General features: G+C 71.1%; 19 protein-coding genes. 7 read left to right on the forward strand and 12 right to left on the reverse strand.

The annotated features are described in order from the left end of the window. Positions 1-451: 451 nt before the first annotated feature. The 4 genes from ruvB (at position 452) to IE209_RS18525 (ending at position 5,417) form a co-directional block, all read left to right on the forward strand. Positions 452-1,507: a Holliday junction branch migration DNA helicase RuvB gene (ruvB, locus tag IE209_RS18510; RefSeq protein ID WP_189688417.1), complete on the forward strand. Its 1,056-nt coding sequence runs from the start codon at positions 452-454 to the stop codon at positions 1,505-1,507. Between the two features lie 269 nt (positions 1,508-1,776). Next, positions 1,777-3,498, forward strand: coding sequence for a rhomboid family intramembrane serine protease (locus IE209_RS34230; RefSeq protein ID WP_189688418.1), 1,722 nt, complete (start codon positions 1,777-1,779; stop codon positions 3,496-3,498). Beyond that, complete coding sequence (locus IE209_RS18520) at positions 3,476-4,057, forward strand: hypothetical protein (RefSeq protein WP_189688419.1); 582 nt, start codon at positions 3,476-3,478, stop codon at positions 4,055-4,057. The genes IE209_RS34230 and IE209_RS18520 overlap by 23 nt, the downstream gene beginning before the upstream one ends. A gap of 112 nt (positions 4,058-4,169) precedes the next feature. Next, complete coding sequence (locus IE209_RS18525) at positions 4,170-5,417, forward strand: MFS transporter (protein WP_373305377.1); 1,248 nt, start codon at positions 4,170-4,172, stop codon at positions 5,415-5,417. Between the two features lie 4 nt (positions 5,418-5,421). On the opposite strand, the gene IE209_RS18530 is transcribed toward IE209_RS18525, so the two are convergent. From IE209_RS18530 to IE209_RS18560, 7 genes are all read right to left on the reverse strand, one after another. Beyond that, a complete protein-coding gene (locus IE209_RS18530; protein ID WP_373305378.1) occupies positions 5,422-6,882 on the reverse strand; it encodes an N-acyl-D-amino-acid deacylase family protein in 1,461 nt (486 codons plus the stop codon). Beyond that, on the reverse strand, positions 6,875-7,780 hold the full coding sequence (locus IE209_RS18535; protein ID WP_189688421.1) for a MurR/RpiR family transcriptional regulator: 906 nt from the start codon (positions 7,778-7,780) through the stop codon (positions 6,875-6,877). Before IE209_RS18535 ends, IE209_RS18530 begins: the two co-directional genes overlap by 8 nt. Then, on the reverse strand, positions 7,780-9,054 hold the full coding sequence (locus IE209_RS18540; RefSeq protein ID WP_189688422.1) for an amino acid deaminase: 1,275 nt from the start codon (positions 9,052-9,054) through the stop codon (positions 7,780-7,782). Before IE209_RS18540 ends, IE209_RS18535 begins: the two co-directional genes overlap by 1 nt. Positions 9,055-9,392: 338 nt before the next feature. Continuing rightward, positions 9,393-11,285 (reverse strand): dipeptide ABC transporter ATP-binding protein, encoded by a 1,893-nt coding sequence (locus IE209_RS18545; protein WP_229882934.1) that lies wholly within the window; start codon positions 11,283-11,285, stop codon positions 9,393-9,395. A gap of 62 nt (positions 11,286-11,347) precedes the next feature. Then, complete coding sequence (locus IE209_RS18550) at positions 11,348-12,181, reverse strand: ABC transporter permease (protein ID WP_189688423.1); 834 nt, start codon at positions 12,179-12,181, stop codon at positions 11,348-11,350. 3 nt (positions 12,182-12,184) lie between these two features. Further along, the gene (locus tag IE209_RS18555; protein ID WP_189688424.1) at positions 12,185-13,126 is read right to left on the reverse strand and encodes an ABC transporter permease; all 942 of its coding nucleotides are present in this window, start codon (positions 13,124-13,126) and stop codon (positions 12,185-12,187) included. A 170-nt stretch (positions 13,127-13,296) separates the two neighbouring features. Further along, the gene (locus tag IE209_RS18560; RefSeq protein WP_229882935.1) at positions 13,297-14,844 is read right to left on the reverse strand and encodes an ABC transporter substrate-binding protein; all 1,548 of its coding nucleotides are present in this window, start codon (positions 14,842-14,844) and stop codon (positions 13,297-13,299) included. A 165-nt stretch (positions 14,845-15,009) separates the two neighbouring features. On the opposite strand from IE209_RS18560, the gene IE209_RS18565 reads away from it, so the two are divergent. The 3 genes from IE209_RS18565 to IE209_RS18575 all read left to right on the forward strand — a co-directional run bounded on the left by IE209_RS18565 (position 15,010) and on the right by IE209_RS18575 (position 19,042). Then, on the forward strand, positions 15,010-15,399 hold the full coding sequence (locus IE209_RS18565; RefSeq protein WP_189688426.1) for a RidA family protein: 390 nt from the start codon (positions 15,010-15,012) through the stop codon (positions 15,397-15,399). Positions 15,400-15,457: 58 nt separating this feature from the next. Continuing rightward, a complete protein-coding gene (locus IE209_RS18570) occupies positions 15,458-17,353 on the forward strand; it encodes an ABC-F family ATP-binding cassette domain-containing protein (RefSeq protein WP_189688427.1) in 1,896 nt (631 codons plus the stop codon). A gap of 66 nt (positions 17,354-17,419) precedes the next feature. After that, on the forward strand, positions 17,420-19,042 hold the full coding sequence (locus tag IE209_RS18575) for a phospholipase D-like domain-containing protein (protein ID WP_189688428.1): 1,623 nt from the start codon (positions 17,420-17,422) through the stop codon (positions 19,040-19,042). On the opposite strand, the gene IE209_RS18580 is transcribed toward IE209_RS18575, so the two are convergent. The 5 genes from IE209_RS18580 to IE209_RS18600 form a co-directional block, all read right to left on the reverse strand. After that, positions 19,043-20,134: a protein-glutamate methylesterase/protein-glutamine glutaminase gene (locus tag IE209_RS18580; protein ID WP_189688429.1), complete on the reverse strand. Its 1,092-nt coding sequence runs from the start codon at positions 20,132-20,134 to the stop codon at positions 19,043-19,045. Position 20,135: 1 nt separating this feature from the next. After that, positions 20,136-20,837, reverse strand: a complete 702-nt coding sequence (gene cheD / locus IE209_RS18585; protein WP_189688430.1) for a chemoreceptor glutamine deamidase CheD — start codon at positions 20,835-20,837, stop codon at positions 20,136-20,138. After that, positions 20,824-21,660 carry a CheR family methyltransferase gene (locus IE209_RS18590; RefSeq protein ID WP_229882936.1) on the reverse strand — a complete coding sequence of 279 codons (837 nt, stop codon included), beginning with the start codon at positions 21,658-21,660 and terminating at the stop codon, positions 20,824-20,826. Before IE209_RS18590 ends, cheD begins: the two co-directional genes overlap by 14 nt. Positions 21,661-21,689: 29 nt before the next feature. Then, positions 21,690-22,175 (reverse strand): chemotaxis protein CheW, encoded by a 486-nt coding sequence (locus IE209_RS18595; RefSeq protein ID WP_145547490.1) that lies wholly within the window; start codon positions 22,173-22,175, stop codon positions 21,690-21,692. 13 nt (positions 22,176-22,188) lie between these two features. Further along, a partial coding sequence (locus IE209_RS18600) for a chemotaxis protein CheW (protein WP_229882937.1) occupies positions 22,189-23,903 on the reverse strand: 1,715 nt, incomplete at its 5' end.

The following is a 23,903-nucleotide window of genomic DNA, read 5'->3' on the forward strand; positions in this document are numbered from 1 at the left end:
GCCGGCGCCTGGGGCGGCGTGGGGCCCACGCGCAAGGCGCCGCCCTGTCCCACGTTGACGGTCACGCTGGGCGTCGGCGCCGCCGGCGCTGGTGCGCCCTTGGCGGGCCGCGTGGCCGGGGGGGTGCGCTGGCCGTTGGCCCGCTCGATGGCTTCGCGCAGCTGCTGCGACATGCGTTCGTTGCCGCCTGGGGCCGGCTGCGTCTGCGCCCGCACGGCCCCGCATGCCAGCACGCCGCCCAGCAGGGTGGCCAGAAGGAAACCGGGCAAAGGCAAGGCGATGGGCAAGGCGGTCGGCATGGTGGATGGATGGCGCCCTTGGGCCCCTCTTGCGGTATCGGCGCGGATGGCCGCGACTTGAGCGCCGGCGATGTGCAAATGGCGCCCGCAAACCGGCCGGATGCCCGGCTATAGTGCCCGCTTCCCCCCTGATCCCGCCTTGCGCCTTCCCCGTGTCCATCCAGACTGACAACTTCGCCATGCCACCGGAGCGCCGTGTGGTGTCGGCCGCGCCCGCCTCGCCCAACGAGGAGGCGATCGAGCGGGCGCTGCGGCCCAAGCTGCTGGACGAGTACGTCGGCCAGGCCAAGGCGCGCGAGCAGCTGGAGATCTTCATCGGCGCGGCCCGAAAGCGCAGCGAGGCGCTCGACCATGTGCTGCTGTTCGGCCCGCCGGGCCTCGGAAAGACGACGCTGTCGCACATCATCGCGCAGGAGCTGGGCGTCAACATGCGCCAGACCAGCGGCCCGGTGCTCGAGAAACCCAAGGACCTGGCGGCGCTGCTGACCAACCTGGAACGCAACGACGTGCTGTTCATCGACGAGATCCACCGGCTGAGCCCGCTGGTCGAGGAAATCCTCTACCCGGCGCTGGAGGACTACCAGATCGACATCATGATCGGCGAGGGCCCGGCCGCGCGCAGCATCAAGCTGGACCTGCAGCCCTTCACGCTGGTGGGCGCCACCACGCGCGCGGGCATGCTGACCAACCCGCTGCGCGACCGCTTCGGCATCGTCGCGCGGCTGGAGTTCTACACGGCCGAGGAGTTGTCGCGCATCGTCACGCGCAGCGCCGGGCTGCTGCAGGTGCCGATCGAGCCCGCCGGCAGCCTGGAGATCGCCACGCGCTCGCGCGGCACGCCGCGCATCGCCAACCGGCTGCTGCGCCGCGTGCGCGACTTCGCCGAGGTGAAGGGCACGGGCACCATCACGCAGGACATCGCCAACCGCGCGCTGGCGCTGCTCGACGTGGACCCGCAGGGCTTCGACGTGATGGACCGCAAGCTGCTGGAGGCCGTGATCCACCGCTTCGATGGCGGGCCCGTGGGCCTGGACAACATCGCCGCCAGCATCGGCGAGGAGTCCGGCACGATCGAGGACGTGATCGAGCCCTACCTGATCCAGCAGGGCTTCTTGCAACGCACGCCGCGCGGGCGCATCGCCACCCAGGCCGCGTTCCGCCACCTGGGCGTGACGCCGCCGCAGGCCGCGCCCGATCTGTTCGGCTGAGAGGGTGTCTCCGAAATGAGCAGGCCCACGTGCGGCCCCAGGGCGCGGCCAATCAAGGCGCAAGGCGCCGTGCGGGCTGTCTGCCCGCACAAGCCTTGCAACGCCGAGTGGGCGTGCCCTGGGGCCGCACCCTTCGGGCCGGGGCGCCCTGCGGCCCTGGGCTGCGTTGCGCCACTTGGCCGGGCGGGCAGCACGGCCTGCGTGTCGCGCCTTGCCCAGGGCCGCAGGGCGCCCCGGCGTGGGCCTGTTGATTTCGGAAACACCCTCTGATGCAGCAGGACGCGCCCGACACCGGGCTGTTCACCCCGCTCGAGTTCGCGCCCACGCGCCGGCGCGAGAGCCTGCTGTTGGCCGGGCTGCTGGTGCTGGCCGGGCCCGGACTCGCCTGGTTTGCGGCCGCGCAGCTGCCCGGCCTGGCGCCGGCCTGGCGCGTGCTGGCCGGCCTGGCCGTGCTGCTGCCCTGCTGGTGGCTGGCGCGCACGCTGTGGCGCCACGCCGCCAGCAACGCGCCGGTGCTGCGGCTGGACGGGCGCGGCATCTCGGGCGCCACGCTGCAGCCGCCCGTGCCCTGGCATGTGCTGGAGGACGCGCAGCTGGAGCGCGGCGGCATGCTGCGCCTGCAGCGCCGGCCCGACGCCGCCCACCCCGACCAGCCCCAGGGCTGGCTGCGCCGCAACCCGGCGCGCCCGCGCGTGAGCCTGCACCTGCTGAGCCCACGCCAGCAGGACATTGCCTACGACGCCATCCACGCCCGGCTCGACGTGCTGCGCCTGCGCGCGGGCGCGGGCGAGGCGGCCGGCCGGCGCGCCACGCGCGACGAGGACGCCTTCGAGAACCACCTGGACACCCTGGTGCCCACGCCCTGGGCGCTGTACGCGGTGGTGGCGGCCAACGTGCTGGTCTGGGCCATGAACTGGGCCGCCGGCCTGAGCCCGGTCCGGCCGTCCTCGCCCGAACTCTTCGCCTGGGGCGCCAACGCGGCCTCGGCCGTGGTGCTGGACGGCCAGTGGTGGCGACTGCTCACCGCCGCCTTCCTGCACGGCGGCATCGTGCATTTGAGCTTCAACATGCTGGGCCTGTGGGAAGCCGGCAAGCAGCTGTGCCGCCTGCTCGGCAACGGGCAGTTCGCGCTGGTCTACGGGGCCAGCGCGCTGGCCGGCAGCGCCGCCAGCCTGCACTACGCGGCGCAGAACGCGGTCTCGGTCGGCGCCTCGGGCGCGGTGTTCGGCGTGCTGGGCGCGCTGGTGACGGCCAGCTGGCACTACCGCCACCTGGTGCCGGCCACCAACTTGCGCCGGCTGTGGACCGGGCTGGGCTTTTTCATCGGCTACTCGCTGCTGCACGGCTTCACGCAGGAGAACGTGGACAACGCCGCCCATGTCGGCGGCCTGGCCTGCGGCATGCTGCTGGGCCTGGTGCTGCTGGCCCCGATCGACCGCCAGGTGGCCGCGCGCCGGCGCCACAAGCGCGCCGCCGCCATGGGCGTGCTGGCGGCGGCCGCGGTGGGCTACAGCGTGCTGGCCACGCCGGTGCCGCGCGTCTGGCATGCCCAGGTCTACGCCGCGCAGGAACTTCTGCCCGACACCGCGCGCCGCTTCGACCAGGGCTTCCGCCAGATGGCGCTGGAGGCCCAGCGCCTGCAGCGCGGCGAGATCCGCCAGCCCGTGTTCCTGCAGAACGCCGAGCGCGCCATCGGTCCGGCCTGCAGCGCCATCGCCGAGGAGCTGGCGCCACTGCGCGTGCCGCGCTGGGAGCCGACCGGCCGCCTGGTGCAGATGTATCTGCAGATCTGCGCCATCACCACACGATCGCTGGCGCTGGAGCAGGCCATGCTGCGGCGCGACCCGGACCTGCCGGCCGACGCCGCAGCGCAGCTCGCGCAGCTGTCCGGCCAGATGCAACTGGCGCTGCGCGAACTCGCCGAATCCGTGCGCCGCGCGCCCCTTCCTGCCACCCGAAAGCCTGCGCTTGCCCCCCCAACCCCGCCCTGAACCGCGCCCGCGCCGCAGCGGCGCGCTGCTGCTCGCGACACTGCTGGCGCTGGCCGGCCTGCTGTGGGCCGGCCGCGCCGAACTGCCGGCCCAGCTGGCGCGCTGGACCGGCAGCGGCGCGCGCGCCGACCTGGCGCTGGACCACGCCCGCCTGTCGCGCAAACTGGACCCGGCCGCGCTGGCCCGGCAGCTCGGCGGCCTGCCGCTGACCTGCCAGGCCCAGGCCCAGGCCCAGGCCCAGGCCCAGGCCCAGGCCAGCGTCTGCGAAGCCGCCCTGGCCCGGGTCAACGGACTGCCCGCCGCGGCGCTGCGCGCCCGCTTCGAGGACGCGCGGCTGCAGTCGGTAGAGCTGCTGCTGCCCTGGTGGGAGCACCACCACGCCGTCGGCATGCTGAGCGAACGCCTGGGCCCGCCCGACGAGGCCGTCGCCGCCGACGGCCAGGCTGTGGCCGCCCTGCGCTGGCGCCTGCCCGCCGGCACGGTGCAGATCGCGCGTGCGCCGGGCTGGAACCCCTTGCACTGGGCCGCCGTGCGCTGGGACGCCGCGGCGCCGCCGTGAGCGGGGCAGCGCGAACGTGGCTCGCGTGGTAAGGTCGGTGCCCCGGGTTTTCCCCTAGAAAATCCGGCCGACCGGACCGCGCCGCGCAGTCCGCGCCCAGGAGTCTCCCGTCTTGAACAGCATTCCCACCACCGGCGGCACAGCCACGCCTGCTGCTGCCACCCCGGGCTTTGCCCGCGCCGTCTTCTCGCTCGGCGTGGGCGGCTTCGCCATCGGCACCGGCGAGTTCGTGATCATGGGCCTCTTGCCCGAAGTGGCGGCCGACATCGGCACCAGCATCCCGCAGGCCGGCCACGTGATCAGCGCCTACGCGCTGGGCGTGGTGATCGGTGCGCCGGTGCTGGCCGTGCTGGCGGCCAGCATGGGGCGGCGCGCACTGCTGGTCGCGCTGATGGCGGTGTTCGCGCTCGGCAACTTCGCGAGTGCCGCGGCACCGGGCTACTGGTCGCTGAATTTGCTGCGCTTCGCGGCCGGCCTGCCGCACGGCACCTACTTCGGCGTGGCAGCGCTGGTAGCGGCCGCTCTCGCCCCGCCCGGGCGCCGGGCCCAGGCCGTGGGCCTGGTGATGCTGGGGCTGACCAGCGCCACGCTGGTCGGCGTGCCGATCGCCGCGGCACTGGGCCAGTGGCTGGGCTGGCGCGCCGCCTTCGTGCTGGTCGGCGCGATCGCGCTGGCCGCCGCGGTGCTGGTGCAGCGCAACGTGCCAGAGCTGCAGCCCGATGCCGGTGCCAGCCCGCTGCGCGAGCTCGGCGCGCTGGCCCGGCCCCAGGTCTGGCTCACGCTGGGCATCGGCGCGATCGGCTTCGGCGGCATGTTCGCGGTGTTCAGCTACATCAAGCCCACGCTGCTCGAGGTGGCCGGCATGCCGCTGTCCTGGGTCCCTGTGGTGCTGGCGCTGTTCGGTCTGGGCATGGTGGCCGGCAACCTGGTCGGCTCGCGCCTGGCGGACCGCGCGCTGATGCGCAGCATCGGTGCCATGCTGCTGTGGTCCGGCCTGGTGCTGGGGCTGTTCACGGTGGCGGCGCACCATCCCGTCACGGCCGCCATCAACCTGTTCCTGGTCGGCACCGTGGTCGCCATCGGCCCGGCCTTGCAGGTGCGCCTGATGGACGTGGCCGGCGATGCGCAAACCCTGGCCGCCGCGCTCAACCACTCGGCCTTCAACGTGGCCAACGCCGTGGGCGCCTGGCTGGGCGGCGTGGCCATCAGCGCCGGCTTCGGCTGGACCTCCACGGGCTGGGTCGGCGTGGCGCTCGCGCTGGCCGGGCTGGCCGTGTACTTCTGGGCGCTGGCCAATGCGCGGGCCCAGGCACGGCGCGCCACCGTGGCGCCGCGGACCTGCGCCGAGCAGGCGGGCTGAGAGCCTAGGCTTCGCCGCGCGCGAGCATCCTGCCCTCGCGCGCCAGCACCTCCAGCGCGCCCTCGCGGTAGGCGCAGCGCCCGTTCACGTAGACCGCGACCACGCCCACGCTGGCCTGCACCGGCTGGTCGTAGGTCGCGACATCGGCGATGCGCGCGGGGTCGAACACCACCACGTCGCCGGCATGGCCCACGCGCAGCAGGCCGCGGCCGGAGAGGCGGAAGTTCTTCGCCGTCATGCCGGTCATCTTGTGCACGGTCTGCTCCAGCGTGAACAGGCCGCGGCCGCGCCAGTAGCGCGCGAACACGCGCGGGAAGGCGCCCCACAGCCGCGGGTGCGGATGCCGGTCGTGCGGCAGGCCGTCGCTGCCGACCATGGCCCGCGGGTGGGCGATCACACGCTCCACATCGTCCTCGCGCATCTGGAAGTAGCAGGCGCCGCCCGGCATGAGCCGGCGCGCCGCGGTCTTTTGGTCCACGCCCCATTCGGCGGCGATGTCGGCCACGAGGCGGCCCGTGCATTCGGGGTGGGTGTCGCTCCAGGTCAGCAGCACGTCGATGACGCCGTCGACCAGGTCTTCGCGCAGGACCGTGGAGCCGGCGACATAGGGGTAGACGTCCAGTGCCACGTCCTGCCGCTTCGCAAGCTCTTCGACCAGCGGCAAGGTCTCGCGCGTACGGCCCCATTGCGAAGGACCCGCGCACTTGTGGTGCGAGAGCACGAGCGGCACGCCGGCCTCGAAGGCGCAGTCGCCTGCCTCGAGCATGGCCTCCAGGATGGTCTGCATCTCGCTGCGCAGGTGCGTGGCATAGACACCGCCGTGGCGCGCGACGACGCGCGCCAGGTCCGTCACCTCGTCGGCCGGCGCGGCGAAAGCCTCTTCGTAGAACAGGCCCGAGGACAGGCCCAGCGCGCCCTCGGCCATCGCGGCGTCGAGCAGCGCGGCCATGGTGGCGCGCTCCTCAGCCGTGGCGGCGCGCGTGAGGTCGTCCATGGCCGCGAAGCGCAGCGTGGTGTGGCCGATCAGCGCGGCCACGTTGAGCGCGGGCTGCGCGGCCTGCACAGCGGCGCGGTAGGCGGCCAGCGTGGCGTAGCGGAAGGACTCGGGGCCCAGCAGTGTGAGCGGCGGCTTGGCCTGGGCCGTGGCATAGGGCGCCAGCGAGATGCCGCAGTTGCCCGTGACCACGGTGGTGATGCCCTGCGAGAGCTTGGCCAGGTACTCGGGCGTGTGCAGCACGATGGCGTCGTCGTGCGTGTGGCAGTCGATGAAGCCGGGCGCGATGGCCTGGCCGCGGCAGTCCACCACGTCGACGTCGGCAATGTCCAGGCCGGCCGGCAGGCGCGTGCGCAGCCCGGCGCCCAGCGCCGCGATGCGACCGTCCACGAGCAGCAGGTCGCCGGTCCAGGACGGGCCGCCCGAGCCGTCGACGATGAGGCCGTTTTCGAACAGGTTGGATTCAGCCACGTTGCACTCCATCGCCATCCCAGCTCTGCAGCGGGTGGGTCCGCACGTCCACGCCATGGCGCTGCAGCGCCTCGCGCACGCCGCGCAGGCGGCGCACGGCAGGCTCGCCCACGCGCTGGGCGACCAGCACGGTCAGCACCTCGATCAGCGTCAGGTGCACGAGGTAGGCGTCGATGCCCACGTGCATGACCGCGTCGTCCGGAACCGTCAGGCCCAGCAGCCAGTCGGCCCGCGCTGCCAGCGGCGTGCCGGGCCGCGTGATGGCCACCACCTTGGCGCCCTGGGCGCGCGCGATGTCCACCGCGTCGAGCAGGCTGGGCATGCCGCCCACGTGCGTGATCGCGACGACCACGCCGCCGGCCTTCTGCGCGCCGGCCGCCACCTGCTGCAGGTGGTAGTCGGCCCAGGCCGTGGCCGACAGGCCGAGCCGGAACAGCCGCGCCTGCAGGTCGGTCGCCATGAACCACGAGGTGTTGCCGGCGCCGACGATGTCGATGTGCGTGGCGCCGGCGATGGCGTCCACCGCGGCCTGCAGCACGTCCATGTCGAGCTGGTTGCGCACGCCGGCCACCGAGGCCGCGGCGCTGCGCGCGATCTTGCCGACCACTTCGTCGGCCGCATCGGCGATGTTCACGCGCCGGTGCAGCGGCGAGCCGCCCAGCGCGAGTTCCTGCGCGAGCGCGAGCTTGAACTCGCGCAGGCCGGCGAAGCCCAGGTCGCGGCAGGTGCGCATGATGGTGGGCACCGAGCTGCCCGAGCGCTCGGCGAGCTGCTCGAAGCTCTCCTCCAGCGTGCGGTCCGGGTCCTCCAGCATGGCTTGCAGGATGGCGCGGCGCGTGGCGGGCGCCGATTCGCGCGCCAGGGCCATGCGTTCGAGCAGGGTGGTCGAGGCGTTCATCAGAAGTGCAGCGTGACGGCGTCGGTCACGCGGTAGTCGTCCTCGACGATGGGCATCCAGTGCCATTTGTCGAAGGTGGTGCAAGGATGCGAGATGCCCAGGCCGATGCGCTCGCCCACGACCGGTGCGCTGGCCTCGTCGGCGGCATCCCAGCGCAGGTAGGCATGCTGGTCGTTGAGGGCCGTGATCTTCCAGCTGGCAGGAATCGCCTGCGGCGCCAGCACGCCGCGCGGCGCGCGCGCGAACGGGATCGGCATCTCCAGGTCGTAGGAAATGTCGCGCCGGCCGCAGGTCAGGATGGCCAGGCCCGGCTCGGGCCGCGACTGCACGGCGGCCCAGACCTCCAGCGCGGGCAGCAGCGTCTCGGTGCAGCCGCAGCGCTCCGCCACGGACGCCAGCAGGCGCTTGTAGTTGCCATGGTCGTGCGTGACATAGCAGCCCGAGCGCAGCAGGCCGCGCACGGGCCGGCCCAGCGCGGGCGTGAGGCGGTCGGCCACGAGGTCGAAGATGGCGGAGCCGCCGGCCGAGAGCAGCACCTCGTCGTTCTCGAACAGGGCTTCCTCGGCGCAGAGCCTGGCGATGGCTTCCACGCGGGTCATGAGCGCATCGGCATAGGCCGCATCGTGGTCGCTGCGGCCGGTGGCGCCGCCGCCTTCGTAGCACTCGATGCCGGCCAGGCGCACTGCAGTGCTGGCCTTGAGCGCACGGGCCAGCGTGGCGGCTTCGTCTTGCGTGCGGCAGCCCGTGCGGGCGCCGGGCACGCCGACCTCGAGCATGACCTCGAAGAGCTGGCTGGCCGGGTGGGCCGCGAACCACTGCTCGATCAGCCCCAGCTGGGCCAGCGAATCCACGAGGAAGACCACGCGCAGTCCTTCGTGTGCGGCCAGCAGCGCCTGGATGCCGGCCAGGTCGTCGTCGGTCACGACCTGGTTGGCGATCAGCGTGCGGCGCGCGCCCGCGGCCACGCCCACGGCCAGCTGTGTGACGGTGGCGAAGGTCAGGCCCCAGGCGCCGGCGGCGAGCTGGCGCGAGAACAGTTCGGGCGACATGGTGGTCTTGCCATGCGGCGCGAGCTCGATGCCGCGCTCGCGCACGAAGGCCTGCATCCAGGCCAGGTTGTGGGCAAGCGCGCTGCGCTTGATCACGGCCAGCGGCAGCGGCAGCTTGCCGTCCAGCACATGCCAGCCGGCACTGCCGATGGCGCTGCGCGCGAGCGGCGGCGAGGTGCGCGGGAAGCCCTTGTAGCTAGTGTCGAGGATGGTGTCAGTTGTCATGGTTGAGTCGATACACAGGTTGCGCGTGGGCCGAGGCCACCGGGCGGCCCCTTCCGCGAATGTCCCCCGCCAGGGCCGCAGGCGGCCCAGGCTCCTCCTTTATTTCGCTGCAGGGGCCACCCAGTACCCTCGACCCCGGGCACGTCGCGTCGTGCGCCGGCGTGCGACGCGCCGCTGCCAGACCACGTCGATGGTGTACTCCACGCAGCGAAATAAAGGAGGAGGCCTTGCCCGCCTTGACGGCCCCCGGCCGGCAAGGCGGGCAAGGCCGGGGGACATTCGCGGAGTGGAGTACGCCGTCGGCGGGGTCGCGCGCCCCGCCTGAACAAGGCCGCATCTCAAAACCCTCCCGCAATCGGATGGCGCGCGACAAAGTGCCCAGGCCCGACTTCCACGAGCGGCTGCACCACGGGCTCATCGCCCACGGCGCGGATGGGGCTCGGAATCTCGCCCTCGATCAGCGCGCGCTTGGCATGCCGGCGCTGCGGGTCGGCCACGGGCACGGCCGCCATCAGGCGCTTCGTGTAGGCGTGCTGGGGATTTTCGAACACCGCGCGGCGCGGGCCGATCTCCACGATCTGGCCCAGGAACATCACGGCCACGCGGTGGCTGATGCGCTCGACCACGGCCATGTCGTGCGAAATGAACAGGATGGCCACGCCCATCTCGCGCTGCAGCTGCATCATGAGGTTGACGATCTGCGCCTGGATCGAGACGTCCAGCGCCGACACCGATTCGTCGGCCACGATGACCTTGGGCTCCAGCGCGAGCGCGCGCGCGATGGCGATGCGCTGGCGCTGGCCGCCCGAGAACTCGTGCGGATGGCGCTGCGCGGCCTCGGGCGGCAGCTGCACCTTCTGCAGCAGCCACTGCACCTTGGCCTCGCGCTCGGCCGGCGTGCCGATCCTGTGCACCATCAGCGGCTCGGCCAGCGAGAAGCCCACGGTCTTGCGCGGGTCCAGCGAGGCGAACGGGTCCTGGAAGATGAACTGGATGTCGCGCCGCAGGGCCTGCACCTGGTTCACGGGCAGCTCCAGGATGTTGCGGCCGCCGAACTCGATGGCCCCGCCCTGGCTCTCGACCAGGCGCAGCAGCGAGCGGCCCGTGGTCGACTTGCCGCAGCCCGATTCGCCGACCACGGCCAGCGTCTCGCCCGGGTACAGGTCGAAGCTGACCTGCTCGACCGCGTGCACGCGCCGCGTGGCCTTGCCGAACATGCCGTTCTTGAGGTCGAAGCGCGTGACCAGGTTCTTCACGCGCAGCACGGGCGCGGCGCCCGGCGTGCGCGTGTCGGTCAACAGGGCCGGCTCGGGCGCCTTGGCGCCGTCCACCTGCAAGAGCTCGAACGGCCGCGGCAGGTCCGTGCCCTGCATGGCGCCCAGGCGCGGCACGGCCGACAGCAGCGCCCGCGTGTAGGCATGCGTCGGACGCGCGAACACGTCGTCGGTCGTGCCCTCCTCCACGCGGTCGCCGCGGAACATCACGAGCACACGGTCGGCCACCTCGGCCACCACGCCCATGTCGTGCGTGATGAAGATCACGCCCATGTCCATGTCTTCCTGCAACTGGCGGATCAGCCGCAGGATTTGGGCCTGGATGGTCACGTCCAGCGCGGTGGTGGGCTCGTCGGCGATCAGGAGCTGCGGCTTGCACGACAACGCCATCGCGATCATCACGCGCTGGCGCATGCCGCCCGACAGCTGGTGCGGGTAGCGGCCCAGCACGTTGCGCGCCTCGGGGATGCGCACCAGTTCCAGCATGCGCAGCGCCTCGGCGCTGGCGGCCGCGCGGTCCTTGCCCTGGTGCGTGCGCACGGATTCGGCGATCTGCTCGCCGACCGTGAACACGGGGTTCAGCGAGGTCATGGGCTCCTGGAAGATCATCGCGATGTCGGCGCCGCGCACGGCACGCATCTGCGCCTTGTCGGCCTGCATGAGGTCCAGCACCTGGCCATTGCGCCGGCGCAGCAGCGCGCTGCCGCCCGCAATCTGGCCGCCCCCATGTTCGATCAGCCGCATCAGCGACAGCGAGGTGACGGACTTGCCCGAGCCCGATTCGCCGACGATGGCCAGCGTGCGGCCGCGGTCCACGGCTAAGGACAGGTTCCGCACGGCCTCGACCGTGCGTTCGGGCGTGCGGAAGCGCACGCTGAGGCCGTCCACCGACAGCACGCGGCTGTCGGGCATGGCGAGCGCGGCGTTGCGCCGCTCCAGGGTGACGGTGGTGTCCATGTGAATTCCAATTCCTTCGCCTGCGGCTTCGGTGCGAGCGTCTTCGGGCGGCCGGGCGACGCTCATGCCGCCTTCTTGAGTTTGGGATCGAGCATGTCGCGCACGCCGTCGCCCAGCAGTTGCAACGAGAGCGCCGTCAGGATGATGGCCAGGCCCGGGAACAGCACGACCCAGAACGCGCGGTCGGCGTACTGCTGGCTGCCCGCGACCATGGTGCCCCAGGTCGGGATCTCGGGCGGCACGCCCACGCCCAGGAAGGACAGGCCGGCCTCGGCCAGGATGGCGTAGGCGAAGATGAACGAGCCCTGCACCAGGATGGGCGAAAGCAGGTTGGGCAGCACGTGGTGCCACAGGATGTGCGCCGTGCGTGCGCCGATGGCGCGGGCCGCCTCCACGAACAGCAGTTCGCGCACCACCAGCGTGGAGGCCCGCACCACGCGCGCCACGCGCGGCGTGTAGACCAGCACCAGGGCCAGCACCACGTTGGCCAGCGACGGGCCGAGGATGGCGACCAGCGCGATGGCCAGCAGGATGTCGGGGAAGGACATCATGGCGTCGACCACGCGCATGATGGGCGCGTCGAGCCGGCGGAAGAAGCCGGCGATGAGGCCCACCAGCGTGCCGAACACCACGGCGCCCACGGCCGTCATCGCGGCGATGGACAGCGAGTAGCGCGCGCCATGCACCACGCGGGCGTAGAGGTCGCGGCCCAGTTCGTCGGTGCCCAGCAGGTGCTCGGCGCTCGGAGCCTTGAGGCGGTCGAGCACGGCCGTGTCGTTGGGGTCGGCGCTCGCGAACACCGTGGCGCCCAGGGCCAGCACCACGATGGCGGCCAGCACGATGGCCGACAGCAGCACGATGCGGCGGCGGAACAGACGGGTGAGGACGGCGCGCATGGCTTACACCTTGACCCGGGGATCGACGACGGCATAGAGCATGTCGATCGCGAAGTTGATGAACACGTAGATCGCGGCGATGACCAGCAGCGCGCCCTGGATCACGGGGTAGTCGCGCCGCAGCACGGCGTTGACCACGAGGTTGCCCACACCGGGCAGGCCGAACACGGTCTCGGTCACGACGGCGCCGCCGATCATGAGCGCGGTGGTCAGGCCCACCACCGTGACGATGGGCACCATGGCGTTGCGCAGCGCGTGCTTGAGCACGACGATGCCTTCACCCAGGCCCTTGGCGCGGGCGGTGCGCACGTAGTCCTCGCCCAGCACGTCGAGCATGGAGGCGCGCGTGAAGCGCGTGATCAACGCCGAGTTCAACAGACCCAGCACCGTGGCGGGCAGCACCAGCGCGTGCAGGCGCTCGGCCAGCGGCGCGCCCGGGTCGCCGTAGCCCGAGACCGGGAACCAGCCCATCTTCACGGCGAAGATCTGGATCAGCACGATGCCCAGCCAGAAGCTCGGCACGCTGGCGCCCAGCATGGCGATGCCCGTGAACGCCTGGTCCACCGCCTTGCCGCGGAACACGGCCGAGACGATGCCGCAGGGAATGCCGATCAGCGCGGCCAGGCCCACGGCCATCAGCGTGAGCAGGGCCGTGGGTTCGGCGCGCTGCGCCAGGGCCTGCGTGACGGGCTGCTGCAGGAAGATGGAGTCGCCCAGGTTGCCCTGCAGCACCTCGCGCAGCCAGTAGCCGAACTGCACGGGCAATGGCTTGTCCAGGCCGTACTGCTGCTGCACGCGCGCGATGTCGGCGGCCGTGGCCTGCTCGCCCAGCAGCACGGCCACGGGATCGCCCGAGGCGGCGCGCGTGAGCACGAACACCAGCACGGCGACGATGGCCAGCACGGCCAGCATGCCGGCGGCCTTGGAGAGGATGAAACGGTGCACGGCGGCGCCTCCTTCCGGTTGATGAAACCTGTCGTTGTCAGAGTCCTGCGACGTAGGCTCTGCCACGGGTCCGAAGGCCGCGGAGCAGGCCGTGCCAGGGCACCCGCGGAACTGGCTCTGCCAGGCCGCTGGGTGCGCCCCCTTGGGGGAGCGCCGCAGGCGCCTGGGGGTTACTTGATTCTTGCGTTCCAGAAGAACGGCCAGGTGGCGGGCTGGTAGTTGTCCAGCGCCGGGCTCCTGGCCGACAGGCCGCTGAACTTGCCGACGTTGATGTAGGGCACCTCGTCGTAGACCAGCTGCTGCACCTTGCCCCACAGCGCGCCGCGCTTGGCCGGGTCGGTCTCGGCGTTGAAGGCGGCCAGCGCGGCCTGCTTGGCCGGCGTCTCCCACCAGCCCGGCGCGCCGTCGCCCAGTTGCGGCGGCGACAGCATGGGCTCGGGGAACTGGCCCGAGTGCGTGACGTAGAGGTCCCAGAGCTTGGCGTCGTTGCGGCGCTGCACCAGCGTGGCCCAGTCGACCACATTGAGTTCGGCCTTGAAGCCGGCGCGCTTGAGCTGCTCGGCCATCAAGAGGGCCATGTTGTAGTGGAAGTCGTACTGGCGGCTGGTCAGCACGCGGATGGGCTCGCCCTTGTAGCCGGCCTTGGCCGCGAGTTCCTTGGCCTTGGCCGCGTTGCGCTGGTTGTACTGGTCGGTGCCGGCCGCGGAATAGAACGGCGAGCCCTTGGGGAAGTGGTTGCCCTCCACCGTGAAGAAGCGCGTGTCGCCGAAGCCCGCGGCCAGCATCTCGCCCTCGCCCAGCGCGGTCTGCAGGGCCTGGCGCAGCGGCTGGCTGGCCATCACGCCTTCCTTGGTGTTGAGCACCAGGTAGGGGAATCCGAAGGACGGCGTCAGCACGGGCACGGTCTTGCCGCCGGCCTTCTCCAGGCGGCCCAGGGCTTCCGTGGGCAGCAGGTCGGCGAAGTCGTACTGGCCGGCCAGCGCGCCTTCCACACGCGTGTTGGCGTTGGGCACGGGCACGAAGCGCAGCTCGCCGATCAGGGCCTCGCGCTTGCCGCCGTAGCCGCTGGCGGGTTCCTTGCGCGCGGCGTATTGGGCGAAGCGTTCCAACAGCAGGTACTGGTCGGGGCGGCGCTCCTTGAACTTGTAGGGGCCGGTGCCGACGTAGTCCTTGAGCGGCGTGGCGATGGATTCCTTGGCCATGATGGCGGCCATGCCGCTGGGCAGCGCCAGCTGGGCCAGCAACGGTGCGTAGGGCGAGTTCAAGGCGATCTCCACCGTGCCCGGTCCCTTGGCCTGGATGTGGGCGAGCTGCTTGCCGACGGCCTTGCCGCGCGGCGCCTGCTCGACCCAGCGCTGCAGGCTGGCAACCACATCGTCGGCCGTCAAGGCGCGGCCGTTGTGCAACTGCACGTCCTTGCGCAGTGCGATGGTGTAGACCTTGCCGTCGGCCGAGATCTTCGGCATGCCCTCGGCCAGCATGGGCACCACGTTCCACTTGGCATCGAAGGTGTAGAGCGTCTCGTACACGTGCTGCATGATGGTGCCCACCAGGTCCGCCGTGCTGGCCATCGGGTCCAGCGTCTGCGGCTCGGCCACCATGGCCAGCGTGGCGTGGGCGCGCGGCGCCTGCGCCAGGGCCTGCTGGGCGGCGGGCGACAGCAGCGCCAAAGCCGCGGCGGCATGCACCAGATGGCGGCGGCGGAGGGTGGGGGTCATGCTCATCGAGGCTCTCCTGTGGCTCCGGATGCACCGGAAGTGTGAAAGTAAATTTCAGACAAACGAACTTTGCGCGAGGTTTGCAAGTTCCGCACCAGGGTTTTCCCGGTGTCTTTGCGCCTTTTATGAAATAAACTTTCTTCACTTTCACAGGAGCACCAAGCCATGCCACTCGAATACCTGGGCAACCCGCCCGCCGCCTCCGACCGCCAGGTCCGTCCGTTCTCGCCCGCCGTGCGCGCCGGCGACTTCATCTATGTCTCCGGACAGGTGCCCGGCAATGCCCAGGGCGAAATCGTCGTGGGCGGCATCGAGGCGCAGACGCGCCAGGTCATGGAGAACCTCAAGGCCGCGCTGGCGCTGGCCGGCGCGACGCTGGACGACGTTTGCAAGTGCAACTGCTGGCTGCACGACGCGCGCGACTTCGGCGCGTTCAACCGCATCTACCTGGAGTACTTCCCCAACGGCAAGCCCGCGCGTTCGACCACCGAGGCGCGGCTGATGGTCGACGCCAAGGTCGAGATCGACGTGATCGCGTACAAGCCCCGGGGCTGACCTTCCCGGCGTGCCGCCATGCCGGCGGCACGCGGCGATGCCAGGATAATTTCAGTCTATGGCATTGATTTCCCTGTTGGACGCCCACCTGGCGTTCGGTCACGTGGCGCTGCTCGACGGTGCCCAGTTCTCCCTCGAGGCCGGCGAGCGCGTTGGCCTGATCGGCCGCAATGGTGCAGGCAAGTCGTCCCTGCTGAAGATCCTGGCCGGCCTGGAGAAGGCGGACGACGGCAGCCTGCACGTGCAGCAGGGGCTGCGTCTGGCCTATGTGGCGCAGGAGCCCGTGCTGCCGCCCGACGCGAGCGTGTTCGAGGCGGCCAGCGCGGGATTGGCCGCGGCGATCGCGGCCCGCGACGCCTATCTGCAAGGTGGCGAGGGCATGGACCTGGATGCGCTGCAGACCCAGGTGGAGGCCTTCGACGCCTGGAACTGGGAGCAGCGCGTGGAAGAGACGCTGCAGCGCCTGCACCTGGACGCCCAGGCCCGCGTCGGCGACCTGTCGGGCGGCACGCGCAAGCGCGTCGCACTGGCGCAGGCGCTCGTCGCGCGCCCCGACGTGCTGTTCCTCGACGAGCCCACCAACCACCTGGACCTCGACTCCATCGCCTGGCTGGAGGACCTGCTGGTCGACTTCAAGGGCGCCATCGTGACGATCACGCACGACCGGAGCTTCCTGGACCGCGTGGCCACGCGCATCGTCGAGCTGGACCGCGGCCAGCTCATGTCCTACCCGGGCAACTTCGCCACCTACCAGCGCGACAAGGCCGAGCAACTGGCCCAGGAGGCCGTCATCAACGCCAAGGCCGACAAGCTGCTGGCACAGGAAGAGATCTGGGTGCGCAAGGGCGTGGAGGCGCGGCGCACGCGCAGCCAGAGCCGCATCGCCCGGCTCGAGGCCTTGCGTGCCTCGCGCGCGGCGCGGCGCGACGCCGTGGGCCGTGTGCGCATGGACCTGGCCACCGGCCAGAGCAGCGGCAAGATCGTGGCCGAGCTCACCGAGGTCGGCCTGTCCTTCGGCGAGCGCCGCATCGTCGAGGGCTTCTCCGCCACCATCCTGCGCGGCGACAAGGTCGGCCTGCTGGGCGCCAACGGCGCCGGCAAGACCACGCTGCTCAAGCTGATCCTGGGCCAGCTCGAGCCCGACCGCGGCAGCGTGCGCCGCGGCAGCAATCTGGAGGTGGCCTACTTCGACCAGATGCGCAACGCGCTCGACCTCGACGCCACGCTGGAGGACTTCATCAGCCCGGGCAGCGAGTGGATCGAGATCGGCAACCAGCGCAAGCACGTCAAGAGCTACCTGGGCGACTTCCTGTTCTCGCCGGCCCGCGCCAACTCGCCCGTGCGCTCGCTCTCGGGCGGCGAGCGCAACCGCCTGCTGCTGGCCCGGCTGTTCGCGCGGCCGGCCAACGTGCTGGTGCTGGACGAGCCGACCAACGACCTGGACATCGACACGCTGGAACTGCTCGAAGAGCTGCTGCAGGACTATCCCGGCACCGTGTTCCTGGTCAGCCACGACCGCGCCTTCGTCGACAACGTGGTGACCAGCATCATCGCCCACGAGCCCACGCCGCAGCAGCCGGCGCGCTGGCGCGAATACGAAGGCTCGGTGCAGGACTGGCTGGACCAGTCGCGCCGCGTGCGCGCCCACGAGGCCGCCAGTGCCGCGGCTGCCGCGCCGGCCCCGGTGGCGCCCAAGCCCAGCGCGCCCGCGCCCGCAGCGGCCGGCGCACGCCGCAAGCTCAGCTACAAGGAGCAGCGCGAGCTGGAGGCCCTGCCGGCCCGCATCGCCGCGCTCGAGGCCGAGCAGAAGCAGATCGATGCCGAGCTCGACGGCGGCAATCTGTACGCCACCGACGGTGTGCGCGCCGCCACGCTGGCCCAGCGCCACAGCGCGCTGGACGAGGAACTGCTGGCGGCGCTGGAGCGCTGGGAGGCGCTCGAGCAAGCGGGCTGAGCCCACAGCGGCGCAGCGGTTGCGCCTACAGACGCCCAGGCTGGGCGTGGCTACCGTCATGGCGCCATGCAGCAGCCGCCCCTCCTCCCCGCCGTCCGCCGCCGCTTGCCGGCCCTGCAGCTGCTGATCGTGCTGCTTGCGCTGTGGCTCACGGGCTGCGCCAGCCTGCCGAGCGAGGTGCAGCGCCCCGTCTCCCAGGCCCTGGCGCAAAGCGAAGACACCCGCCTGGGCCGCAGCATCGCCGAGCACATCGCGCGCACCGGCCAGCGCCACGCCTCGGGTTTTCGGCTGCTGGGCGCGACCGAGGCGGCCTACACCAGCCGGCTCAGCCTGATCGACGCCGCGGACCGCACGCTGGACCTGCAGTACTACGCCATCCTCGCCGACCCCAGCACCGGCCAGCTGCTGCAGCGCCTGCGCGAGGCCGCCGCGCGCGGCGTGCGCGTGCGCATCCTGCTCGACGACTTCAACACCACGGGCGCCAACGCCCAGGTGCTGCGGCTGGCCTTCGTGCCCAACATCGAGGTGCGGCTGTACAACCCGCTGCCCGGCTCGCGGCGCTCGCTCGCGGGCCGGCTGCTGGGCTCGCTGGGCAACATCGAGCAGGCCCAGCGGCGCATGCACAACAAGGTGTTCATCGCCGACAACCAGGTGGGCATCACGGGCGGGCGCAACCTCGGCGATGCCTACTTCGGCCAGGGACAGGAAAGCAACTTCATCGACATGGACGTGCTGGCGGCCGGCCGCATCGTGCGCGCCATGTCCGCGAGCTTCGACGCCTACTGGAACAACGAACTCGCCTACCCCGTGCAGTCGCTGCTGAGCCCGGACGAACTCGATGCGCTCAAGAAGCCCGACGACCCGCTGGACCGGCCCGATCCCGACCCCGGCGCCTCGCCGCTGGACCTCTCGCCCGCGCGGCTGACCTGGGCGCCGGCGCTGCTGCTGGTCGACAAGGCCGACAAGATCGCCTCCGAGCAGGAAGGCCAGGCGGACACCGTGGTCGACGGCCTGCTGCGCCTGATGGCCACCACGCGCGAGGACCTGTTCATCGTGTCGCCCTACTTCGTGCCCGGCGAAGCCATGATGGAGGTGTTCGCCCAGCTGCGCCGCGCCGGCGTGCGCGTGCGCGTGCTGACCAACTCGCTGGCCGCCACCGATGCGCCGCTGGCCCATGTGGGCTACGCGCGCTACCGCAAGCGCCTGCTGGACATGGGCGTGGAGCTCTACGAGATGCGGGCCGAGCTCGGCGGCGGCGACTCGGTGCTGACCGCAGGCTCCGCCAGCATGGCGCGCGTGGCACAGCGCGGCTCGGAAAGCAGCTCGCCGCGCCAGCCAGGCGCCGGCGGCAGCGTCGGCGCTTCGCGGGCGAGCCTGCACGCCAAGACCCTGGTGCTGGACCACAGCCTGCTGGTGGTCGGATCGATGAACCTGGACCTGCGCTCGCAGCTGCAGAACAGCGAGATCGCGCTGCTGATCCGCAGCGGCACGCTGGCGCGCCAGGCCGAAGACATGGCCAAGCCCGTGCTGGAACAGGACGCCTACCGCATGGGGCTGGAGGACGGCCAGCTGGTCTGGCACGCGCCCGACGGCCCGCCCATCCGCACCCGCTTCGAGCCCGATGCGGGCCTGGGCATGCAGTGGCTGCTCAAGCTCATCGGCCCGCTCGCGCCCGACGAGATGCTCTGATCAGATGCGGTGGTGCAGCCGATCGGTGGCGCTGCCCAGCCGGGCCAGCAGGGCCGGCGCGATCTGGTTCAGCGGCAGCACCTCGTCCACCGCGCCGTGGGCGATGGCCTCCTTGGGCATGCCGAACACCACGCAGCTGGCTTCGTCCTGCGCGTAGTTGTAGCTGCCCTTGTCGCGCATCTCGCGCATGGCGCGCGCGCCGTCGTTGCCCATGCCGGTCAGCATGATGCCGTAGGCATTGCGCCCCACCAGCGCCGCGGCCGACAGGAACAGCACTTCCACCGAAGGCCGGTGCCGGTTCACGGGCGGTGCGTCCTCCACCACCGCCATGTAGTTGGCGCCGCTGCGCTCGATGCGGAACTGCCGTCCGCCCGGCGCGATGTAGGCATGGCCCGGCAGGATGCGTTCCCCGTGCTGCGCCTCCTTCACGGTGATGCGGCACAGCCCGTTCAGCCGGGCGGCGAAGCTGGTCGTGAAGCCCGGCGGCATGTGCTGGGTGATGACGATGGCCGGCGCGTCGGCCGGCATCGCCACCAGCACCTCGCGGATCGCCTCGGTGCCGCCCGTGGAGGCGCCGATGCAGATCAACTTCTCGGTCGACACGCGGCCCAGCAGGCCGCTGCGCGGCGGCGGGCTGGCCGGCGCGGCGGCTCCGGGCGGCGCAGCCACCACCGGCGGCGGCTTGCGGAACTTGGCCACCGAGGCCACGCGCACCTTCTCCACGATCTCGCCGGCCAGTTCCTGCAGGCCCGTGGCCAGGCCGATGCGCGGCTTGGCCACGAAGTCCACCGCGCCCAGTTCCAGCGCGCGCAGCGTCACCTCGGCGCCCTGCGCCGTCAGCGTGGAGACCATCACCACCGGCATGGGCCGCAGCCGCATCAGCCGGCCCAGGAAGTCGATGCCGTCCATGCGCGGCATCTCCACGTCCAGCGTCACCACGTCGGGGTTGAGCTCACGGATCATCTCGCGCGCCACCAGCGGATCGTTGGCCGCGCCGACGCAGGTCATGTCGTGCTGGCGGTTGATGATCTCCGCCAGCAGGCTGCGCACCAGCGCCGAATCGTCCACCACGAGGACACGGATCTTGGCCATCTCAGAACAGGTCCACGGAACCGCCGGCGTTGGACTTGGCCACGGTGGCGGCATTGCCGTTCTTCTCGTGGATCTCGATCTGCTCCGGATGCGCATGGGCCAGCCGCTTGACCATGGCCTTGCCCGTCACCGGGAAGAAGCAGACCTTGCGCGGGTAGATGTCCAGCACGTCCTGCGACAGCAGCGGGATGCGCTCGGTCTGCAGGTAGTCCACCACGAACTTGGTGTTGCGCTCGCCCACGTTCATGGTCGTGAAGTTGGCCATCACCTGGGCCCCGCCGAAGATCTTGGCCTGCAGCGACTCGCGCCGCGCGCCGCTCTTGAGCAGCTCGTTGATCAGCAGTTCCATCGCATAGGAGCCGTAGCGGCCGAAGCCGTCCTCGCCGCCGCCTTCGGGCAGCATGAAGTGGTTCATGCCGCCGATGCGCGCGCGCGAATCCCACAGGCAGGCCGAGATGCACGAGCCCAGCACCGTCATCATCACGATGTCGTCGCCCGAAACGAAGTACTCGCCCGGCAGCACCTTCACCGCGTTGTACTGGAAGTGGTGGTCCAGGTAGAAGAAGGAAGCCTCGCCCGGCTTGCGCGGCGCGCTCTTGAGCTGCTGCAGCGACACCGCGCCTGGCCCGCTGCGCGGCGCGGGCGTGGCGACAGGCGGCGGCGCACGGCGGCCACCGAGGAAGCCTGGCTCAGCGACGCTCATATGCGGTCTTTCCCTTGAGCGTGAACAGGTCACGCGACTCGCTGAAATTCTCGGCATGGCCCACGAACAGCAGGCCGCCCGGCTTCATCACGCGGTGGATGCGCTCCAGCACCTGGCGCTGGGTCGGCGCGTCGAAATAGATCATCACGTTGCGGCAGAACACCACGTCGAAAGGTTCGCGGAACGGCCAGTCGTTGCGGATCAGGTTCACGGGCAGGAACTCGACCGCCTTGACCAGCTCGGGCCGCACGCGCACCAGGCCCTCGTTGCTGCCCTTGCCGCGCAGGAAGAAGCGCTGCAGCCGCTCCTGGCTCACGCCCTTGAGCGATTCGAGCCGGTACACGCCGCGCTGCGCCGTGGCCAGCACCTTGGAATCGATGTCGCTGGCCCACAGGCCGAAGCCGTTGGCACCGCCCAGCGCCTCCATCGCCGTCATGACGATGGAATAGGGCTCCTCGCCGGTCGAGGCCGCGCTGCACCAGATGCGCCAGCCGCTGCCGGCCGGCCGGTGCTGGCGCAGGTGCTGGTCCAGCATCACGAAGTGGTGCTGCTCGCGGAAGAACGAGGTCAGGTTGGTGGTGAGCGCGTTGACGAACTCCTGCCACTCGGCGCCGTCGTCGCGTTCCAGCCAGCTCAGGTAGTCGTCGAAGCTGTTGTAGCCCGTGTCGCGCAGGCGGCGCGACAGGCGGCTGTAGACCATGGCGTGCTTGCCGTCGTGCAGCGAGATGCCGGCACGCTGGTAGATCAGGCGCTGCACGCGCGTGAAGTCCGCCGGGGTCCAGGCGAACTCGCGGCCGACCGAAGCGTCCTGACCGGTTGCCATGACAGCCGCCATGGTGCGCGCGGGGCGGCTCAGGCCGCCACCAGCCCCATGTCCACGCCCGACATCAGGCGCTCGATGTCCAGCAGGATCAGCATGCGTTCGCTGAGCGCGCCCAGGCCGACGATGCAGTTCGCGTCCACCGAAGTCTCCACCTCGGGCGCCGGACGGATCTGGTCGGACTGCAGTTGCAGCACGTCGCTGACCGAGTCCACCACGATGCCGACGATGCGCGCACGCAGGTGCAGGATGATGACCACCGTGAAGCTGTTGTATTCGGCCTGCGAGCAATTGAACTTCAGCCGCATGTCGACGATGGGCACGATGGTGCCGCGCAGGTTCACCACACCCTTGAGGAAGTGCGGCGCATGCGCGATGCGCGTGGGCTGCTCGTAGCCGCGGATCTCCTGCACCTTCAGGATGTCGATGCCGTATTCCTCCTGGCCGAGCCGGAAGGTCAGGTACTCGCCCGCCACCGTTGCGTTCGCACCTTCGCTCTGTTCCAGAACTGCTGCCATGCCGATATCCCCGTCAATGCCGCGAGCGGCGCACCAGTGCGCCAATGTCAAGAATGAGGGCGACCTTGCCGTCGCCCAGGATGGTGGCGCCCGAGACGTTCGCCACCTTGCGGTAGTTGGATTCCAGGTTCTTCACCACCACCTGGTGCTGGCCCAGCAGCTCGGACACCAGCAGGGCGGCCCGGCTGCCCTCGGACTCCACCACGACCATGATGCCGCTGCCGCCGTTGTCGGTGGACGGCGGCACCTGGAACAGGCGCTCGAGCTCGATCACGGGCATGAACTCGTCGCGCACCTTCACCAGCTGCGCGCCCTGCGCCACCGTGCTCACGGCGTCGTCCTGCACTTGGAAGGACTCGACCACCGCCGACAGGGGCAGGATGTAGACCTCGTCGCCCACGCGCACCGACATGCCGTCCATGATGGCCAGCGTGAGCGGCAGCCGCACCGAGACCTTCATGCCGCGGCCGAAGTCCGAATCGATGTCCACCGTGCCGCCCAGCGCCGCGATGTTGCGCTTGACCACGTCCATGCCCACGCCGCGGCCGGACACGTCGGTCACCACCTCGGCGGTCGAGAAGCCCGGCGCGAAGATCAGCTGCCAGACCTCGCTGTCGGGCATGCTGTCGGACACGTTGAGGCCGCGCTCGCGCGCCTTGGCCAGGATCTTCTCGCGCGACAGGCCCTTGCCGTCGTCGCGCACCTCGATCACGATGGAGCCGCCCTGGTGCGAGGCCGCCAGCGTGATCGTGCCGTGCTCGGGCTTGCCGGCCTTCAGGCGGTCGGCCGGCATCTCGATGCCGTGGTCGCAGCTGTTGCGCACGAGGTGGGTCAGCGGATCGGTGATCTTCTCCACCAGGCCCTTGTCCAGCTCGGTCGCCTCGCCCTGCGTGACGAAGTCCACCTTCTTGCCCAGCTTGTTGGCCAGGTCGCGCAGCATGCGCGGGAAGCGGTTGAACACGAAGGACATCGGGATCATGCGGATCGACATGACCGATTCCTGCAGGTCGCGCGTGTTGCGGTCCAGGTCGGCCAGGCCCGCGAACAGCTGCTGGTGCAGCGCCGGGTCCAGCGCGCGGCTGTTCTGCGCCAGCATGGCCTGGGTGATCACGAGTTCGCCGACCAGGTTGATGATCTGGTCGACCTTGCTGACGGCCACGCGGATCGAGGTGGCCTCCAGCGAGGACTGGCTGGCTGCGCCGCCGGCGCCACCAGCCGCTGCCGCAGCAGGCGCGGCGGGCGTGCCGGCCGCACGTACCGGCGCTGCCGGCGCCTGCGCGGGGGGCTCCTGGAAGAAGCCGAAGCTCTCGCTCTCGGGCACCGGTGCGGCGGCCGGACGGCCCTGGGCCGCGGCCTGGTCCAGCGCGGCGGCGCGGGCTTCCTCGGCGGCGATCGGGTCTTCCGCCGGCGCGCCGCCCTCCTCGCGGATGTCCACCAGCTCCTTGGCCACGTGGAACACGAACAGGTCCAGCAGGTCTTCGTTGGTCGATCCGGTGACCACCGAGTAGATGCGCCGGTCGGGCTGCGCGCACTCCAGCGGCGTCATGGTGCCCAGGCCCGGGATGTCGCGGAACAGGTCCTGCAGCGCGTCGGCCAGCTCGGGCTGCGGCAGCGGCCCGATGTGGATCGTCAGGCGGCGCATGCCGGGCGGCAGCGGTTCGGCAGGCGCTGCCACCGGCGCCGCGGCGACGGGGGCCGGGGCGGGCGCCGCCACCGGAGCAGGCGCCG

The sequence above is a fragment of the Pseudorhodoferax aquiterrae genome (genome assembly GCF_014652235.1).
Taxonomy (GTDB): Bacteria; Pseudomonadota; Gammaproteobacteria; order Burkholderiales; family Burkholderiaceae_C; genus Pseudorhodoferax; species Pseudorhodoferax aquiterrae.

Excerpts from the sequence above, each read along its gene's own strand:
- IE209_RS18590 (WP_229882936.1), bottom strand. The coding sequence starts at position 21,660 with ATGGCAACCGGTCAGGACGCTTCGGTCGGCCGCGAGTTCGCCTGGACC.
- IE209_RS18560 (WP_229882935.1), bottom strand. The coding sequence starts at position 14,844 with ATGACCCCCACCCTCCGCCGCCGCCATCTGGTGCATGCCGCCGCGGCT.
- IE209_RS18595 (WP_145547490.1), bottom strand. The coding sequence starts at position 22,175 with ATGGCAGCAGTTCTGGAACAGAGCGAAGGTGCGAACGCAACGGTGGCG.
- IE209_RS18550 (WP_189688423.1), bottom strand. The coding sequence starts at position 12,181 with ATGCGCGCCGTCCTCACCCGTCTGTTCCGCCGCCGCATCGTGCTGCTG.
- IE209_RS34230 (WP_189688418.1), top strand. The coding sequence starts at position 1,777 with ATGCAGCAGGACGCGCCCGACACCGGGCTGTTCACCCCGCTCGAGTTC.
- cheD (WP_189688430.1), bottom strand. The coding sequence starts at position 20,837 with ATGAGCGTCGCTGAGCCAGGCTTCCTCGGTGGCCGCCGTGCGCCGCCG.
- IE209_RS18575 (WP_189688428.1), top strand. The coding sequence starts at position 17,420 with ATGCAGCAGCCGCCCCTCCTCCCCGCCGTCCGCCGCCGCTTGCCGGCC.
- IE209_RS18540 (WP_189688422.1), bottom strand. The coding sequence starts at position 9,054 with ATGACAACTGACACCATCCTCGACACTAGCTACAAGGGCTTCCCGCGC.
- IE209_RS18565 (WP_189688426.1), top strand. The coding sequence starts at position 15,010 with ATGCCACTCGAATACCTGGGCAACCCGCCCGCCGCCTCCGACCGCCAG.
- IE209_RS18580 (WP_189688429.1), bottom strand. The coding sequence starts at position 20,134 with ATGGCCAAGATCCGTGTCCTCGTGGTGGACGATTCGGCGCTGGTGCGC.
- IE209_RS18570 (WP_189688427.1), top strand. The coding sequence starts at position 15,458 with ATGGCATTGATTTCCCTGTTGGACGCCCACCTGGCGTTCGGTCACGTG.
- IE209_RS18545 (WP_229882934.1), bottom strand. The coding sequence starts at position 11,285 with ATGGACACCACCGTCACCCTGGAGCGGCGCAACGCCGCGCTCGCCATG.
- IE209_RS18535 (WP_189688421.1), bottom strand. The coding sequence starts at position 7,780 with ATGAACGCCTCGACCACCCTGCTCGAACGCATGGCCCTGGCGCGCGAA.